The organism is Actinoplanes sichuanensis, from assembly GCF_033097365.1.
GTDB classification, from domain to species: Bacteria; Actinomycetota; Actinomycetes; order Mycobacteriales; family Micromonosporaceae; genus Actinoplanes; species Actinoplanes sichuanensis.
On sequence record NZ_AP028461.1, the window covers coordinates 4348881 to 4365478 of the forward strand.

At 71.2% G+C, this 16598-nt stretch carries 14 protein-coding genes; 4 read left to right on the forward strand and 10 right to left on the reverse strand.

Features of this window, described 5'->3' with window-relative positions; translation table 11 throughout:
* Nucleotides 1–4 precede the first annotated feature (4 nt).
* The gene (locus Q0Z83_RS20000) at nt 5–1285 is read right to left on the reverse strand and encodes a TRAP transporter large permease (protein ID WP_317795474.1); all 1281 of its coding nucleotides are present in this window, start codon (nt 1283–1285) and stop codon (nt 5–7) included.
* On the reverse strand, nt 1282–1797 hold the full coding sequence (locus Q0Z83_RS20005; RefSeq protein WP_317795475.1) for a TRAP transporter small permease: 516 nt from the start codon (nt 1795–1797) through the stop codon (nt 1282–1284). Before Q0Z83_RS20005 ends, Q0Z83_RS20000 begins: the two co-directional genes overlap by 4 nt.
* A 182-nt stretch (nt 1798–1979) precedes the next feature.
* On the opposite strand from Q0Z83_RS20005, the gene Q0Z83_RS20010 reads away from it, so the two are divergent.
* A complete protein-coding gene (locus tag Q0Z83_RS20010) occupies nt 1980–2750 on the forward strand; it encodes an IclR family transcriptional regulator (protein WP_317795476.1) in 771 nt (256 codons plus the stop codon).
* Between the two features lie 5 nt (nt 2751–2755).
* On the opposite strand, the gene Q0Z83_RS20015 is transcribed toward Q0Z83_RS20010, so the two are convergent.
* From Q0Z83_RS20015 to Q0Z83_RS20035, 5 genes are read right to left on the reverse strand one after another with little or no spacing between them, the layout of a single operon-like run.
* Nucleotides 2756–3700: a Gfo/Idh/MocA family protein gene (locus Q0Z83_RS20015; protein ID WP_317795477.1), complete on the reverse strand. Its 945-nt coding sequence runs from the start codon at nt 3698–3700 to the stop codon at nt 2756–2758.
* On the reverse strand, nt 3697–4176 hold the full coding sequence (locus Q0Z83_RS20020; protein ID WP_317795478.1) for a type II 3-dehydroquinate dehydratase: 480 nt from the start codon (nt 4174–4176) through the stop codon (nt 3697–3699). The genes Q0Z83_RS20015 and Q0Z83_RS20020 overlap by 4 nt, the downstream gene beginning before the upstream one ends.
* Nucleotides 4173–6254 (reverse strand): outer membrane protein assembly factor BamB family protein, encoded by a 2082-nt coding sequence (locus Q0Z83_RS20025; protein ID WP_317795479.1) that lies wholly within the window; start codon nt 6252–6254, stop codon nt 4173–4175. The genes Q0Z83_RS20020 and Q0Z83_RS20025 overlap by 4 nt, the downstream gene beginning before the upstream one ends.
* Nucleotides 6255–6265: 11 nt before the next feature.
* The gene (locus Q0Z83_RS20030) at nt 6266–7996 is read right to left on the reverse strand and encodes a thiamine pyrophosphate-binding protein (protein ID WP_317795480.1); all 1731 of its coding nucleotides are present in this window, start codon (nt 7994–7996) and stop codon (nt 6266–6268) included.
* Nucleotides 7993–9453 carry an aldehyde dehydrogenase family protein gene (locus tag Q0Z83_RS20035; protein ID WP_317795481.1) on the reverse strand — a complete coding sequence of 487 codons (1461 nt, stop codon included), beginning with the start codon at nt 9451–9453 and terminating at the stop codon, nt 7993–7995. The genes Q0Z83_RS20030 and Q0Z83_RS20035 overlap by 4 nt, the downstream gene beginning before the upstream one ends.
* Nucleotides 9454–9571: 118 nt before the next feature.
* Here Q0Z83_RS20035 and Q0Z83_RS20040 point away from each other — a divergent pair, with 118 nt between their 5' ends.
* From Q0Z83_RS20040 to Q0Z83_RS20050, 3 genes are read left to right on the forward strand one after another with little or no spacing between them, the layout of a single operon-like run.
* Nucleotides 9572–10744: a CaiB/BaiF CoA transferase family protein gene (locus tag Q0Z83_RS20040; protein ID WP_317795482.1), complete on the forward strand. Its 1173-nt coding sequence runs from the start codon at nt 9572–9574 to the stop codon at nt 10742–10744.
* Nucleotides 10741–11493: a citryl-CoA lyase gene (locus Q0Z83_RS20045; protein ID WP_317795483.1), complete on the forward strand. Its 753-nt coding sequence runs from the start codon at nt 10741–10743 to the stop codon at nt 11491–11493. The genes Q0Z83_RS20040 and Q0Z83_RS20045 overlap by 4 nt, the downstream gene beginning before the upstream one ends.
* 8 nt (nt 11494–11501) lie before the next feature.
* On the forward strand, nt 11502–12449 hold the full coding sequence (locus Q0Z83_RS20050) for a ThuA domain-containing protein (protein WP_317795484.1): 948 nt from the start codon (nt 11502–11504) through the stop codon (nt 12447–12449).
* Between the two features lie 22 nt (nt 12450–12471).
* Here the strand turns inward: Q0Z83_RS20050 and Q0Z83_RS20055 are convergent, their stop codons facing one another.
* The 3 genes from Q0Z83_RS20055 to Q0Z83_RS20065 all read right to left on the reverse strand — a co-directional run bounded on the left by Q0Z83_RS20055 (nt 12472) and on the right by Q0Z83_RS20065 (nt 16257).
* Nucleotides 12472–15192: a TIM barrel protein gene (locus Q0Z83_RS20055; protein WP_317795485.1), complete on the reverse strand. Its 2721-nt coding sequence runs from the start codon at nt 15190–15192 to the stop codon at nt 12472–12474.
* A gap of 132 nt (nt 15193–15324) precedes the next feature.
* Nucleotides 15325–15618: a hypothetical protein gene (locus tag Q0Z83_RS20060; protein WP_317795486.1), complete on the reverse strand. Its 294-nt coding sequence runs from the start codon at nt 15616–15618 to the stop codon at nt 15325–15327.
* A 72-nt stretch (nt 15619–15690) separates the two neighbouring features.
* Complete coding sequence (locus Q0Z83_RS20065; protein ID WP_317795487.1) at nt 15691–16257, reverse strand: hypothetical protein; 567 nt, start codon at nt 16255–16257, stop codon at nt 15691–15693.
* Nucleotides 16258–16598 lie beyond the last annotated feature (341 nt).

Consider the following 16598-nt stretch of genomic DNA (forward strand, 5'->3'; position numbering starts at 1 on the left):
ATCGTCAGAATCCGAGGATGTGGGGCAGCCACAGCACGACGCCGGGTAGTGCGGTGACCGCGATGAGGACGATCAGCAGCGGGATCAGGAACGGCGCGATCCCGCGGAAGATGACGTCGACCGGTTTCCCGGTGACCGAGCTGGTGATGTAGAGGACGCTGCCGACCGGTGGGGTGAGCAGCCCGATCATCAAGTTGATGATCATGACGACGCCGAAGTAGATCGGGTCGATGCCGAAGCCGACCGCGATCGGCAGCAGCACCGGCACGGTGACCAGGATGATCGCGGTGGCGTCGATGAGGCAGCCGAGGATCAGCAGGATGATGTTGACCAGGATCAGGAAGACCCAGGGATTGTCGGAGACGCCGGTGAGGAACTCGGCGACGTCGCGGGAGACGTGGGCGCGGGTCAGGATCAGACCGAGCAGTGCGGCGGCGCCGAGGATCAGCATGATGCCGGCGGTGATCGCCGCGGTCTCGCGGGCGGCCTGCAGGATCACCGGGCCCTTCAGGGTGCGGTAGACGGCGCCGAGGATCAGCATGTAGAGCACGGCGACCGAGGCCGCCTCGGTCGGGGTGAACAGGCCGGACAGGATGCCGCCGAGCAGGATGACCGGCGTGAGCAGGGGCCCGACGGCGCCGATCGACGCCTTGGTGAACCTGGCCCGGTCGAACGGGACCGACGTGAACTGGGGCCGGCGTGCGGTCCACAGGTAGATGTAGATGCACAGGCCGGCGGCCATCGCGAAGGCGGGGATCACCGAGGCGGCGAACAGTGCCCCGGTGGAGACGGTGGCGGTGGCGGCGTAGATGACGGCCGGGATGCTGGGTGGCATCACCGGGCTGATCAGCGAGGAAGAGGCGGTCAGACCGGAGGCGAAGCCGTGCGGGTAGCCGGCCTTGACCATCTGCGGGATCTGCATCTTGCCGAGTCCCGCGACATCGGCCAGGGCCGAGCCGCTCATCCAGGAGAAGCCCACGGCGGAGCCGACGTTGACGTATGCCAGGTTGCCGCGCAGTCGGCCGAGGGCGGCGAGGCAGAACTCGTAGAGCCGGTCGGCGATCCCGAGCCGGTTGGCCAGCACGCCGACCAGGATGAACAGGGGCACGGCCAGCAGCGGGAAGCTGTTGAGACCGTCGAAGGTGGTCTTCATGGCGAAGCCCGGGGACCGGCCGTCGGCGAGCGCGTACCAGAGGCTGGGGCCGATGAACGCGAGGCCGACCGGGACCCGGATCAGCAGGAGGAAGGCGATCGCGGCGCCGACCATCCACAGTTCGAGGATCATCTCGCCTCCGCCGCGTCGAAGGGTGCGTCGGGGCGGCCGGCGACGAAGATGCGGACCGTGGCGCGGACCGCGCCGGAGGTGAAGCCGGCCAACGGGACCGTGTAGAGGATCCAGAGCGGGACGCCGAGTGCGGCGGAGCTGCGGTCGGGGTACATCAGGATCAGGTGGTACGCCTCCCAGGCCAGCAGCGCGCAGATGACCGCGGTGAACGCCGCCGACACCGCTTTGACGATCGTGAAGGCGACGCCTTTGGCCAGGTAGTCGATGATCTGGATCATGATGTGGCCGTTGTTGCCGATCAGGTAGCCGACCATCACGAAGGTCAGCACGATCAGCGAGTAGCCGGCCAGCTCCCCCACCCCGGGCCAGTTCAGCGCCGGGACGAATCGGCTGATCACCTGCCACAGAACGCTCACGAAGATCACCACCAGGGCGACGACGGCGACCCACAGCTCGGCCGAGCCCCAGGCGCGCAGCGGCGCCGGCTCACGCCACTCGTCGGATGTGCTCAACGAAAGGACCTCGCTTCCGCCAGCCAGATGAACCACTCTGCGGACCAATTGAACCGCTCAGTGGACTGGGTGTAACGTACGGTCGTCGATCCGTTCTGGCAAGAGGCCGGGTGCCGCCGGTCTGCGATCCGTGAAATGCAGCAGAATCTCCGGGTAGCACCGGATCGAGAGAGTGGGGCACCGTGGAGAAACCGGCCGAGTCCGTCGACCAGCAGGGTGTGCGCAGCGTCCAGCGCGCCCTGGGCATCCTCGGCCTGCTCACCGACGACCGCCCGATCCTCTCGGTGCGCGACATCGTCGAGGCCACCGGCCTGGCCAAGACCACCGTGCTGCGCCTGGTCTCCACCCTGGAGCAGAACGGGCTGCTCTGGGCCACCACCGGCGGCTACATGGCCGGACCCGGGCTGTGGCGGTGGGCGCACCTGGCCCGGCGCAGCTGGGAGCTGCCGCCGGAGACCCAGAGCAGCATGCGCGAGCTCGCCGCCCGCAACCGCGAGACCGTCAACCTGTACGTGGCCCGCGACGTCTACCGGGTCTGCGTCGCCCAGCAGGAGAGCCCACAGCCGTTGCGGCACGTCGTGCAGGTCGGCGACGAGCTGCCGATGTGGGCCGGCGCGTCGTCGAAGGTGTTGCTGCGCGACGCCGGCCCGGCCCTGCTGGAGCGGATCGCGAAGGGCTCCCCGCACGGACCCGGACACGCCGCCGTGATCCGCGAGTGGATCGACGAGACCGCTCAGAACGGCTTCGGCGAGAGCCACGGCGAACGCGAGGAGGGCCTGTCGGCCGTGGCCGCCCCGATCATCGGCCGCTCCGGCACGGTGGTCGCCGCGCTGTCGCTGAGCGGCCCGACGATCCGGTTCACCCCCGACCGGGTCGCCGCGTTCGCCGCCGACCTGATCGAGATGGCCCGGCAGATCTCCGAGCGCGGCTTCAACAGCCCGTTCGGCGCCTGACCCGCTCACCGCAGCTCCACGGGTCGTCCGGTGCGCGAGGACGCGTACACCGCCTCGACGATCTCCAGCGAGGCGAGCGCGTCCCGGCCGGTGACCGCCGGGTCCCGTCCGTCGCGGACCGCCGCCACGAAGTCGGCGACCTGCGCGGCATGGTACGGCTCGAGGTGCTCGTGGATCTCCGACAGCGGCCGGTCGGCGGGGCCCGGCCGGATCCACAGGTCGGTGCAGCCGGTGCCCTCCGGGTACTCGTTGATCCCGGCCGTGCGCCCGGCCGCGTCCGACACCCACAGTTGCACGCCCAGCCCCGGCCGGAAGGTGGTGCCGGCATGCAGGGTGGCGATCGCCCCGGAGCCGAACCCGAGCACGGCCGCCGCGGTGTCCTCGACGTCGATGCCGGAGCGGGGCACCAGCGTGGCGCACCGCCCGGACACCCACGCGGCCGGCCCCATCAGCCGGCACAGCAGATCGATGTGGTGGATCACCTGGGTCATCAGCACCCCGCCGCCCTCGCTCGCCCGCCGGCCCCGGCCGGGTTTGCGGTAGTAGGCGGCGTCCCGATTGAGGCGGGCGGTGATCCCGCCGGTCACCGGGGTGCCGACGGCGGCCCGCACCTGGTCCACGGCCGGCCAGAACCGGCGCTGGAACACCACACCGAACCGGATCCCGGCGGCCTCGGCGACCTCGATCATCCGCCGGGCCTGTGCCACGTCGAGGGCCAACGGCTTCTCGCACAGCACCGGTACGCCGTACCGCGCCGCCGCCCGGACCCCGGCCTCGTGGGCCGCGGCCGGCGTGCAGACGGTGACCAGGTCGAGTCCGTGGCCGAACAGCCCGGCCACGTCGCCGTGCGCGTACGGCACCCCGTGGTCGGCCGCGAACGCCCGCGCCCGCCCGGCGTCCACGTCGGCGACCGCGCACACCGTCACACCGGCCGCCCGCAGTGCGCTCACATGGTTACGTGCGATTCGGCCGCAGCCGACGATCCCGGCTCGCACCACACCCTCCCGGCCAGGCCGCGCATCGCGAGCTCGTACACCTCGGCACCGAACCCGGCGAGCAACCCGGTGGCGGCGGCCGCGGTCAGCAGTCTGCGGTAGAGCGGCTCGCGGGCGAACACGTTGGTCAGATGCACCTCGACGACCGGTTGCCGCACCATCCGCAGCGCGTCGTAGAGCGCCACCGACCGGGTGGTGAACCCGGCCGGGTTGATGATCACCGCGGCGTCGCCGTCGACCGCCTGATGCACCCAGTCGATCAGCTGCGCCTCGGCGTTGGACTGTCCGAAGAACAACTCGAAGTCCATCTCACCGGCGAGCGCCCGGCAGCGGGTCTCGATCTGCGCCAGGGTGACCCGGCCGTACAGGTCGGGCTCGCGGCGCCCGAGCATGTTCAGATTCGGGCCGTTGAGGATCGACAGCCGTCTCACGGCGCCACGACCTCGATCTTCCCGGTCGACCGCGGGCTGGCCGGGTCGTTGAAGAAGTACTCCCCCGCCCGGTCGAAGGTGTGGGTGAAGGACTCGCCGGGCGCCAGCAGCACGTCGAACAGCCCTTCGAAGAACTGGGTGACCCCGCGCGGCCCCGCGTTGCCCGGATGGTTGGTGAAGGTGACCGTGGTGCCGACCGGGACTCGCAGGTGGGTGGGGCTCATCGCGGCCACCCCGAACGACTCGGTGGTGGCGCCGGTGGCACGCCCGATGATCACCGTGTTCGCGACGGTCGCACCGTCGACCGGGGCGCCGGAGACCGGCCGGCGGATCACCGGCGGCGGGGGCGCGGGTACCGGCCCGAGCGGCCCGTCGAGCGCGAACGCCCAGAGGAAGTCGCCGCGGGGTGCCGAGTTGCCGTACGGGATGCCGGTCCCGCCGGCGAACACGGCCAGGTACTCCCGGCCACCGGCCTTGTACATGATCGGGCTGGAGCTGATCGCCGCGCCGGTCTGGAACCGCCACAGCTCCCGGCCGGTGCGGGCGTCCATGGCGAGCAGGTTGCCGTCCGGCTGGCCGATGACCAGCAGGTCGGTGGCGGTGGTGAGGATGCCGTTGCCGTGGGCCAGGGAGTACGGCATCCGCCGCTTCCAGCGCACCCGGTTGGTGGACACGTCGACGGCCACGATGCCGCCGGTCTGGTACTCCCCCGGTGGCCGCAGCCCGTTCGCGGCCTCGGTCAGCGAGTGCGCGGCGGCCACATACCCGAATCCGGTGTAGACCAGCCCGGTGCGGTGACTGAACGACAGGTGCGACCAGTCGGCGCCGCCGCCGTGACCGGGAATGGACAGGACCGGGACGTCCCAGTGCGGGGTGTAGAGGGCACCCTGGACGTAGTTGGGTACGGCCCGGTTCGGGTCGCCGGGCACCGACGTGCCCAGCGGCTGGTCGACGACCCGCTGCTCGGTCCAGCCGCCCTGCACCGGGAACGGCTGGGTGGGCCAGGTCTTCTGCCGCGGCTCCTGCGGGACCGGGCGTTCGACGACGCCGAGCGGGGCGGTGCCGTCGGTCCGGTCCAGGATGAAGAACATCCCGGACTTGCTGCCGTAGACGACCACCTTGCGCATCCGCCCGCGGATCCGCACATCGGCGAGCACCGGCGACATGACGTTGTCCATGTCCCAGATGTCGTGGTGGATCGACTGGAAGTGCCACCGATAGGCACCGGTGCGCAGGTCCAGGGCGACCAGCGAGTTCGCGAACAGGTTCGACCCGCCGCGCGCCGAGCCGTCCTGGGAGGAGTTGTTGCCACGGGCGTTGCCGAACGTCCAGTACGTCAGGCCCAACTCGGGGTCGACGGCCGGGTGGATCCACGGGGTGGCCCCGCCCTCGGCCCACGAGTCGCCCTCCCAGGTGTCGTTGCCGAACTCGCCGGGCCCCGGGGTGCCCCAGAAATGCCACACCAGGTCACCGGTGTGCGCGTCCAGAGCCAGGGCGGCGCCGCGCGGTCCGTCGTTGGTGCCGCAGAACAGCAACCCGTCATGGTGGACGACCGCCACCTTCTCGATGTTGCCGAAGCCGTCGATCTGCCGTTCCCACGCCACCCGACCGGTCTGCTGGTCGAGGGCGACCACGTAGTTGTCGTTCGACTTGGTGTAGACGTAGCCGTTGCCGACCGCGACCCCGCGCCTGGTCAGGGCGCCTCTGGTCTGGTCGTACCGCCAGAGGGTGCGGCCGGTGACGCCGTCGACGGCGATGACGTTGCCGAGCGCCGACTCGATGTAGAGCACCCCGTCGACGGCCACGGCCGTGCTCTGGCTGTTGCCGCTGCGCAGGCCGCCCTCGACCGAGTTGACCCAGGCGCCGCGCAGACGTCGTACCGAATGCGGGTTGATCTGCTGCAGACCGGTGTAGTTCTGGTTGCCGAGGTTCCCGCCGACCTTCGGGAAGTCCGCGCCGCCGGGGGTGTCGAAGGCCGCACCACCACCACGACCACTGTCACGGCCGGCGGCGGGTACCGGCACGACGGCGAGCGCTGCGGCGCCCTTCAACAGATTCCTTCGATCGATGTTCGCCACGCGAGTCCCCTCTATTCGAAGATCCCCTGGTAGATGTCCTTGATGTTCCAGTGCCCCGGGGTCGGGACCGGTTCGTTGACCATCGGTACGTCGATCACCGCCGGCCGTCGGGCGTCCAGTGCGGCGCGCAACGCGTCACCGAAGTCGGCGGCGCTGGTGACCGGGTAGCCGTCGGCGCCGCACGCCCGGGCGAGGGCGGCGAAGTCGGGGCTGTAGGGCAGCCCGTCCGGCCCGGTGAAGTCACAGCCGAAACTGCGGCCGAAGTTCGCCGCCTGCAGGTCGGAGATGGTGCCGTGCGACCGGTTGTTCATCACCACGAAGATCACCGGGGCGCCCTGTTCGACGGCCATCGGCAGCGCCGGCAACTGGGCGCCCATGCCGCCGTCACCGACCAGCGCGACGACCGTCCGGCCCGGCTCGGCGATCTGCACACCGACCGCCGCCGCCGGCCCGAACCCCATGGTGGACGCCCCGCCCGGGGTGATGAACCGCCCTTCGGCGGGCAGCTCGTAGCACTGCGCGACCCCGTTCTTGTTCCAGCCCACGTCGGTGACCAGCACCGCGTCGGCGGGCAGCAACGCCCGCAGGTCGGTGAGGATCCGCTCGGGCCGCAGCGGGAACGCGTCACTGGCGCCCCGGCCCCGGCTGTCGGCGAACAGGGTGCACCGCGCCCCGGTGATCGTCTCGCGCAGGGCCGCCCGACGGCGCGGCGTCGGATGGTGGGCGTGCACGGCCGTGCTGATCGCCTGCACGGCCCGGGTCACGTCGGCGACCGCCCCGATGGTGACGGGGAAGCTGCGGCCGATCTCGGCCGGGTCGATGTCGATCTGGATCAGCTTGCCCGGCGGGAACTGCCAGGTGTAGCGGCGGTCCCAGGAGCTGGCGTCGGTCTCGGCGAACCGGGTGGCCAGCGCGAGCACCACGTCGGCCTCCCGGGTGTGCCGGTTGGTCAGCTCCAGGCCCCAGAAACCGGGCATCCCGAGCAGCAGCGGATGGTCGTCGGGCAGCGTGCCCTTGGCCATCAGCGAGTGCACCACCGGGATGTCGAGGTGCTCGACCAGTGCCCGCAGCGCGGCCGGCCCGAGCCCGCGCCGCAGCCCGCCGCCCAGGTAGACCAGCGGCCGTTCGGCGTCGATCAGCAGGTCGGCGATCTGCCCGGCGAGCTCGGCGGGCAGATCCGGGCGCTGCGGCACGGCCGGCGGGTACCCACCGGCCTCGACAGGGCGGGAGAAGTGGTCCATCGGCACGCTGAGCAGCACCGCACCCGGCCGCCCGGAGGCCGCCGTCCAGAACGCCCGCTCGGTGTATCGGGCCAGGTCCTCCGGCCGGTGCACCTGCCAGGCCCGTTTCACGAACGGCCGGTAGACGGCGCTCTGATCGGCGTCGGCGTGCAGGTTGATCTCCTGGTGCGGATGCCGGCCGAAGTAGTAGGACGGCACGTCACCGGCGATCGCGACCAGCGGCACCGAGTCGAGCGCGGCCGTCATCACCCCGGTCACCGCGTTCGTCATGCCGGGACCGACATGCAACAACACCACGCCGGTACGGCCGGTCGCGCGCGCGTAGCCGTCGGCGGCGTGCGCGGCGGCCTGCTCGTGCCGGGCGATCACGAATCGGATGCGGCTGCGCCCGAGCGCGTCGAGCAGGGCGATGTTGGTGTGCCCGCAGGTGCCGAAGACGTGCTCGACGCCGTACGACTCCAGTTGCGCGACCATCGCCTCGGCTGCGGTGACCGGGCTCATCGGATCGTCTCCTGGTCGCCGTACAGCGAGATGCCGCGCAGGAGCAGCGTCTTGACCACCGTGTAGTCGTCGATCATCCAGCGTGGCGACTCGCGGCCGAACCCGGAGTCCTTCACCCCGCCGAACGGGACGTGGTCGAGCCGGAAGTTGGACGAGCCGTTCACGACCAGCCCACCGACCTCCAGTTCCCGCCAGGCGGTCACGATGCGGCGGATGTCTTGAGTGAACAGGCCGGCCTGCAGCCCGTACCGGCTGTCGTTGCACGTCTGCAGGACCGTGTCGAAGTCGTCGTAGGCGATCACGCCGACCGCGGCGCCGAACACCTCGTCGCGGATCAGTCGGGCGTCCGGCGGTGGCGAGGCCACGACCGTGGGCGTCACCGTCGCGCCGTCGCGGCGGCCGCCGGTGGTGATCGTCGCCCCGGCCTCGGCGGCCTGCCGGGTCCACTCGACGACCCGTTCGGCGGCGGTGTCGTCGACCATCGAGCCGATGTCGGTGCCGGCGTCGAGGGGGTCGCCGACCGTCAGTTTCTCCACCTCGGCGGTGAACGCGTCGAGGAACTGCCGGTAGGCGCTGCGGTGCACATACACCCGCTGGACCGAGATGCAGCTCTGCCCGGAGTTGGAGTAGCCGGTGACCGCGCAGACCCGGGCCGCGGCCGGGATGTCGGCGTCCTCGCAGACGATCGTCGCGGCATTGCCGCCCAGCTCCATGACCAGGCGTTTGGCTCCGGCGGCACGGGCCACGGCATGCCCGGTGGCGGGGCTGCCGGTGAAGCTGATGACGCCGACCTCCGGTGCCGCGCTCAGCGCCGACCCGACCGCGCCGCCACCGTGCAGCAGCTGCACCGCCTCGGGCGGCATCCCACAGTCGAGCAGCAGCGCCACGATCGCGGCGGAGGCGGCCGGGGCCTGCGGAGGCGGTTTGACGATGGTGGTGTTGCCGGCCGCGTACGAGGCGGCGAGCTTGTGCGCGAGCAGGTTCGCCGGTGCGTTGAACGGGGTGATCGCCAGGGCGACCCCGACCGGGGCCCGGTGGGTCAGCGCGGTGTTGCCGACCCCGCGCGCCCAGCCGGCGACCGGCAGAACCTCCCCGCCGATCCGGCGCGCCTCGGCCGCGGACACGGCGAACGTGTCGGCCACCCGGTCGATCTCCCCGCGCCCGTCCTTGACCGGTTTCCCGAGTTCCAGGGCGAGCAGCCGGGCCAGGTCGTCGCGGCGGCGCAGGGCTTCGGCGGCGGCCCGCTCAAGAACCTCGGCGCGGGCCGCGGGTGAGGTGCGGGCGACCTGCCGGGCGGCGTGCCGGGCGTAGGCGAGTGCCGTGCCGACGTCGTGGTCGCCGGCCTGCCGGGCGGAGCTGACGACGGACCGGGTCCACGGGCCGACCCGCTGGTCCTGGGGTCCGTCGTCGACCCACTGCCCGGCGATCAGGCATCCGGTCACGGTGGTGTGGTCCATCACGATCCCTTCACCGATCCGCTTGGTGGTCCATCTGGACCGTTCTGTGGACTAGGTGTAACGTACGGGCCGCGCCGCCCCCTGGCAATGGGTGATTTTCGATCTATCGAGGGGCCTCATGGCTGACGATCGACCGCTCTCCGGTGTCCGCGTCCTCGACCTGACCAACGTCCTCGCCGGCCCCTACTGCAGCTATCACCTGATGCTGCTCGGCGCCGAAGTGATCAAGGTGGAGCGACCGGGCGACGGCGACCTGGCCCGCACCCTCGGCCCCGAGCCGGCCCTCAACCGGGCCGGAGTCGGCGCCTCCTTCCTCGCCCAGAACGCCGGAAAGAAATCCGTCGAACTCGACCTCAAGGACCCCGACGACCGCGCCGTCTTCGAGAACCTGCTGCACGACGCCGACGTCCTACTCGAGAACTTCCGGGCCGGGGTCCTCGGCCGCATCGGCTACCCCTGGCCGACCCTGCACCGCCTCAACCCGAGACTGATCTACTGCGCCATCTCCGGCTTCGGCCAGACCGGCCCGATGCGCCACGCCCCCGCCTACGACCAGGTCATCCAGGGCCTGTCCGGAATGATGGCCATCACCGGGACCCCGGACACCGCACCCCAGCGCGTCGGGTTCCCCGCCTGCGACACCATCGGCGGGCTCACCGCCGCCATGGCCATCGCCGCCGCCCTGGCCGGCCGCGCCCGCACCGGCACCGGCGTGCACCTCGACGTCTCCATGCTGGAGACCTCCCTGTCGGCGATGGGCTGGGCGGTGTCCAACTACCTGGTCAGCGGGGTGCCGCCGGAGCCGATGGGCGACCAGAACGCCACCGCCGCACCGTCGGGCACCTTCCACGCCGCGGACGGACCGCTCAACATCGCCGCCAACCGGCAGGAGCAGTTCGAGACCCTCTGCCGTCTCGTCGGCCGGCCCGGCCTGATCACCGACCCGCGCTTCGCCGACCGGGAAGCCCGCAAACAACACCGCGCCGAGCTGAACACCGCCCTCAACGCCGCCCTGCGCGACCGGCCCGCCCTCGACTGGGAACAACTGCTCTCCGGCGCCGGCGTCCCGGCCGCCCGCATCCTCACCGTCGAACAGGCCGTCGAACTCGACCAGGTCACCGAACGCGGATTCGTCACCGACCTGCCGTTCCCCGACGACCCGGCACGCACCCTGCGGGTCACCGGCAACGGCGTGCTCGTCGACGGCCGCCCGCTGCGCCCGACCACCCCACCGCCCACGCTCGGCGAGCACAACAACGACTTCAAATCCTCGGAGGTACGGTCGCCGTGAGCCAGGACCAGCAAGCCGCCGACTGGTGGGCCACCGCGGTCTCCCGAGTCGAACCGAACGTCATCGAGCTGCGCGGGCACCCCGTACAGAATCTGATCGGGTCGATGGGTTTCGCCGGAGTGATCTGGCTGATGCTGCGCGGCGAGCAGCCCACCCCCGCCGAGGAGCGCCTCCTGGAAGCCGCACTGGTCTCGTCGGTCGACCACGGTCCGCACGCCCCCTCAATCGCCGTCGCCCGCATGGCCGCCACCTGCGGCATCGGCCTCAACAACGCCGTGGCCACCGGCGTCAACCTGCTCGGCGACGTGCACGGCGGCGCCGGCGAGCAGTGCATGCGTCTGCTCGACGAGGTCCGCGACAGCGACGACCCGGCCACCGTGGTCACCGCCTGGCGCGCCCGCGACCGCTACCTACCCGGTTTCGGGCATCGTTTCCACACCCGCGACCCGCGCCGCGATCCGCTGCTGACCGCCGTCGAACGGGCCGTCGCCGACGGTGTCGTCAACGGCTCCCACCTGCGCGCCGCCCGCACCGTCGAACGACTGCTGCACCCGGTACCGATCAACATCGACGGCTGCACCGCCGTCGTCTACGCCGAACTCGGCTTCCCGCCCCCGCTGGCCCGCGGCCTTTTCGTCCTCAGCCGCAGCGTCGGCATCCTCGCCCACGCCTGGGAGGAGACCGGCCAGGGCCGCCGCAACAAAGGACCGATCCCGCCGACGATCCAGCCCACCTACACCGGCCCCTGAGGAGTGACATGGCAGTCCACCGATTCGCCGGCGCCGTGGCCGCCGCGCTCACCGCCACCGTCCTGATCAGCGGAAACACCCTGGCCGCCGCACCGATTCGCGGCGCCACGGAGCTGGGCCGCGTCGACTACGGCGTCTGCCGCGGCACCGACCCCGCCTGCTACCACGACTGGGGCAACTTCGACCCGGCCACCGACGGATACCGGGTACTCGTCTACAGCCGCACCGCCGGGCCCCGCCACGCCCACCTCGGCCCGGCCCTGCCGGCCGGCCTCAACCCGCCGTTCACCGCGGCACACGCCGCCCAGAGCGCCCTGGTCAAACTCGGCGCCGACCACGGTTTCGCCGTCGACTGGACCGAGGACGTCACCCAGCTCAACAGCCCCGCCCGGCTGTTTCGCTACAACGCCGTCATCTTCATGAGCACCACCCGCGACACCCTCGACGACCCCGCACAGACCGCGCTGCGACAGTACATCCGCGGCGGCGGCGGCTTCGTCGGCGTCCACAACGCGTTCGGCACCGAATACAACTGGCCGTGGTACGAAGGCCTGCTCGGCGGAGCCAACTACTACGACCACGGCGCCAACCAGCCCGGCACGGTCGTCACCGCGAGCCGCCGCGACGCCTCCACCGGCGGCCTGCCGGCCCGCTGGGACTTCACCGACGAGTGGTACAACCTGGTGCCCTTCCCCTCCGGGGTGCGGGTCCTGGCCCGGGTGGACGAGTCCACCCTGCCCGACGGCGCCACCGGCGGCAGCGGTCACCCGGGCCACGGCCGCGACCATCCGGTCTCCTGGTGCCAGTACTACGACGGCGGCCGCTCCTGGGTCACCACCCTCGGCCACTCCGTCGACGCCTGGACCGACACCCCCACCACCGGCGACACGTACTTCACCACCCACCTGCTCGGCGGTATCGAGTCCGCCATGGGCCGCCGGCCGTTCTGCCGCTGAACAGGCGGACGTCCGCGGCGGGTCAGACCGCCGCCGGCACGTCCAGCCGCGCCCGGGTGGCGGCCAGCGCCATCCGGGCGTGCTCGGCCGCGCCGACCTGCGCGACCAACTGGGCGCGGGGGATCTCCAAGGCGTACGGGATGCCGGGCGGGAGCGCGGACAGGATGCCGTCGAGGTCGATGCCCCCCTCGCCCGGATAGAGCCGCTCGAACCGGGCGGTGTGGATCAGCTCCTCGTTGGTCGCCGGCACCCCCGGCGGCGCATCGCAGACATGCGCGAAGTGGAACCACTCGGCCGGCAGCTCCCGCAGGTCCGCGACACTCGACCCGGACCGGGCGAAGTGCAGCAGATCGATCAGCACACCGGCGTTGCTCTGCCCGGCCGCCCGCAGCACCCTGGTCGCCTCCGCGAGATCCGGCGTCTCGGTCCACGACGGGAACTCCAGGTCGACGGTCAGCCCCAGCGGCCGGGCCATCTCGCACAGTTGCGCGAACCGGTGCACCTTGCGGGCCCGGTCCGCATCCGGCAACTGGGTGATGACATGCCGGGCGCCGAGTTCGGCACCGGCCTCCAGGAACCGCTGGAAGTCCCGCGGATCCTCGTCCGGGCCGATCCGGGCCAGCTCGATGTCGAGCACCTCGACACCGGTCGCGGCCAGCCGCACCTTGGTCGTGCGCATCAGCGCCGGATCGGTGGCGAGCGGATAGTGCGGCTCCTGCGCGGTGACCCGGGTCAGCCGTAACCCGACATACCGGTATCCGGCCGCGGCGGCGGCCTCCACCAGCTCCGGCGGTGACAGGCTCAGTGCCGTCAGGTGCGCCAGCGAGTAGTCGTGCACCCGCTCGCCGGGGTGAGGTGCGGTGTCGCGAAGCCGTTGCAGTCGGTGATGCCGGTGCGCGGCCATCCGCACCGGCACCGTCGCCACCGAGCCGTACCCGGCATACCCGTCGACGCGCTGAACCACTTCGAAGAACAGCCGGGATCCGAGCATCTCGGTGTAGAAGTGCAGGTACTCCCCCGCCTCGTCACTGTCGTAGAGGATCGAATGCTCCCGCAACGTGGCCAGCAGCCGCGGCGGTGGGGCGAGCCTGGCGTCCAGGTCGTCGTAGTAGTTGTCCGGGATGGGCAGGATGGGTGCGGCGAGCGCGCGCAGAGCCCGGGCGCTGGCGATCACGTCGCTGCTGACGAACGCGACGTGCTGCGGACTCGGGGTGCCCGGCGCCCAGCTGCCACGGCGCAGCGGGGCGGTGTTCAGGGTGATCCGTACGGTGTGCCCGGCGTCGGTCGCCGACCGGCTGCGCAGCAACCCGAACGGGGCCGCGAACTCGGTGGTCGGCCCGGACGCCAGTCCCAGTACCGATCGGAAGAAGAGCGCCACCTGGTCGAAGTCGTCCACCGACTCGGTCAGGGCGATGTGGTCGGTGGCGGTGATCAGACCGTCTGCCGCGGACACCTCGCCGGTGGGTGCGAAGTCCGACAGCCAACTGCCCGGGCCGGAACGGCAGAAGAACACCGCGGTCCCGTCCGGCGCCGCCACCGAGCTCAGATCCACCTCTTGCGGCTGCCGGACCCGCGGCAGCACCGGGGCCAGCAGCCGGTCCGCGCGCTGCGCCGACCGGGCCGGGTCGTCGCTCTCCAGTCCCAGCGCGCAGATCATCGCGGTGCCGGGCGCCACCCGGCGCTGCGGCGCGTAGTTCAGCAGGATCCGGGCGGCACCCTGCTGCCACAACTCGACCGGCTTGGAGCGGTGCCGGCCGGTCCGGGCGAATCCCAGCGCGGTCAGCGTCCGCGCCGCCACCGGCCCGGACACCTCGTCGACGGCCAGCTCGGTGAACACGTGCCCACCCAGGCGCGGCGGGGACGGCAGGCGTACGTCGCCCGTCACCGCCTCGTTGAGCGCCAGCAGCGACCGCATGCCGTCGATGGCCGCCTGCCGGGGGTCGGCCTGCCGATAGATGTCGTTGAACACCTCCAGCGACAGTGGCCCGGTATACCCGGTGGCCTGCACCCGGCCGGTGAACGCGGCCAGATCGAACGCGCCCAGGCCGGGGAAGAGCCGGTGATGGCGGCTCCACTCGACGACGTCCATCTTCAGCCGGGGTGCGTCGGCCAGCTGCAGGTGGAACACTTTGTCACCGGGGATCACGGCGATCCCGGCGAGGTCGTCGTCGCGGGACAGCACGTGGAAGCTGTCCAGGCACAGCCCGAGGGCCGGATGTCCGGCGCGGCGCACGATGCGCCAGGCGTGGGCGTACGAGCGGACGTGGCGTCCCCAGGCCTGTGCCTCGTACGCGATGCGCAGACCGCGCCGGCCGGCTCGTTCGGCGAGTTCATGCAGTTGCTCGGCGGCGAGGTCGTCGTCGTCGATGGTCGCGGCCGATTCCGCCGAGCCGACCAGCATCGTGGTGGCGCCGAGCTGTTCCAGCACGTCGAACTTGCGCTCGGCGCGGCGCAGGTTGCTCCGCAGCAGGTGTGGTGGCACCGCCTCGAAGTCCCGGAACGGCTGGTAGGCCTCGACGGTCAGGTCCCGGCGCCGGCACTCCTGCCGGATTCGGGCCGGTGACCAGGCCGAGGCGATCAGGTCACTCTCGAAGATCTCCACCCCGTGGAAGCCGGCGGCGGCAGCGGCCGCGAGTTTGTCCTCGAGGGTGCCGGACAGGCAGGCCGTGGCGATGGACAGCCGTGGAGGACCGGCGGCGGTCGCCGGTGCCGGGTGGGTGTCGGGACGCTCGTCGATGAGCATGGCCGCTCCGCCTTTCAGCTCGGGCACGCCGCGGTGGACCCGGCACAGCCGAGGTCCACCAGGCGGTCCCAGCGGACCGAATTAATGTACCGGTTAGTTAGTTATAGACGACCGCCGCTCCCACCGGAAGACTCAACGAGCACCGCGGACACGGAGGATCGCGAGGGCGGCGACCCCGGTCAGGACCAGCGCCACCATCCAGACGGCGCGATAACCACCGGTGAGCGCCACGACCTGACCGGCCATCACCGGACCAAGGGCCTGACCCAGGTTGCCGGCGAGCGCGGCGATCCCCAGGTCACGCCCGGCGGCCTCCCGGTCCGGCAGGACGTCGATGAACAGCGCCTGGTCGACCGGCAGGTAGACGCCGAAGGCTAATGCCGGCCAGGTCGGCCTGCACGAACAGGGCGAGCAGCACAGCGGCACCCTGCATCGAGATCGCCATCAGCGCCGAGGAAGCCACGACCAGCGGCTTGCGCCGGCCCATCCGGTCAAGGTCTAGCCCGCCGGGTTCAGCAACGCCGGTGTGAAGCATGCAGCCCACGTCAGGGCGAGGAAGAGGTCGACGTTCGATGGCATGCACAGCCACACGGCTAAGCCGCGAGGGCGCTCCCCCGGTGTTGTGCGGTCGTATGCAGCATCGACCCGGGCCTCCAAAGCCGACGAGAGCGTCCACCGGACGCCACTGGCGATGCCGGCACCGACGGCGAACATGCCAATGCCGACAAGTACCGCCCCGGGGATCTCAGCGAAGTGGGTCAGCGACGGTATCCCCCACCGCAGATACGTTGTGACCACAAAGAGCAGCACCGCTACGCCGGCCGTGAACATCCAGGCGACTGCTCGTACCGAATTGGCGGTCTCGATATCGCCTGATCCTGCCGGACCTCGCCGCACATCCTGCCGAAACTCGTCCAGGCCGGTGCGCCGCTCCGGCGGCACACCGCGATTGAGCCACAACCTCAACATCGCCGGCGCCACCAGATACGCGACCCGGCCACCGACATCCCGCAACGGCGGCCCGGGCGGCCTGGGTGGCCTGCGGGCCCAGTCGGGAATCTCCACGCGGCCTCCACACCACGACTGAATGATCACGACACAGCAACACAAGCCCGATCTCGATCATGTCATCGATGGCGGCACGTTCAAAGGCGGATACCTCTGGATACCACCGAGGCGACCTGGCTTCCATCGCGTACGAAGCAGGGCTGGTCTCTGTTCATCGATGACCTTGCCGTCAAACCGGCTCGCCACCGAGCCTCCGCCGAACATCATTCACGTTCTGTTGCGCGATCTGCCCACATAAGACCCCGGAACAGCGTCGGTCAGCGTCCCGGTGCCCGAACGGTCGGACCGGCCCGCCGGCGCGATCGGCCTCCTTCGAGGACATCGCCGTACCCGCTTGA

What these genes read in the sequence shown, in the direction of transcription:
- Q0Z83_RS20000 (WP_317795474.1), bottom strand. Translation starts at nt 1,285, where the DNA reads ATGATCCTCGAACTGTGGATGGTCGGCGCCGCGATCGCCTTCCTCCTG.
- Q0Z83_RS20030 (WP_317795480.1), bottom strand. Translation starts at nt 7,996, where the DNA reads ATGAGCCCGGTCACCGCAGCCGAGGCGATGGTCGCGCAACTGGAGTCG.
- Q0Z83_RS20035 (WP_317795481.1), bottom strand. Translation starts at nt 9,453, where the DNA reads ATGGACCACACCACCGTGACCGGATGCCTGATCGCCGGGCAGTGGGTC.
- Q0Z83_RS20040 (WP_317795482.1), top strand. Translation starts at nt 9,572, where the DNA reads ATGGCTGACGATCGACCGCTCTCCGGTGTCCGCGTCCTCGACCTGACC.
- Q0Z83_RS20050 (WP_317795484.1), top strand. Translation starts at nt 11,502, where the DNA reads ATGGCAGTCCACCGATTCGCCGGCGCCGTGGCCGCCGCGCTCACCGCC.
- Q0Z83_RS20055 (WP_317795485.1), bottom strand. Translation starts at nt 15,192, where the DNA reads ATGCTCATCGACGAGCGTCCCGACACCCACCCGGCACCGGCGACCGCC.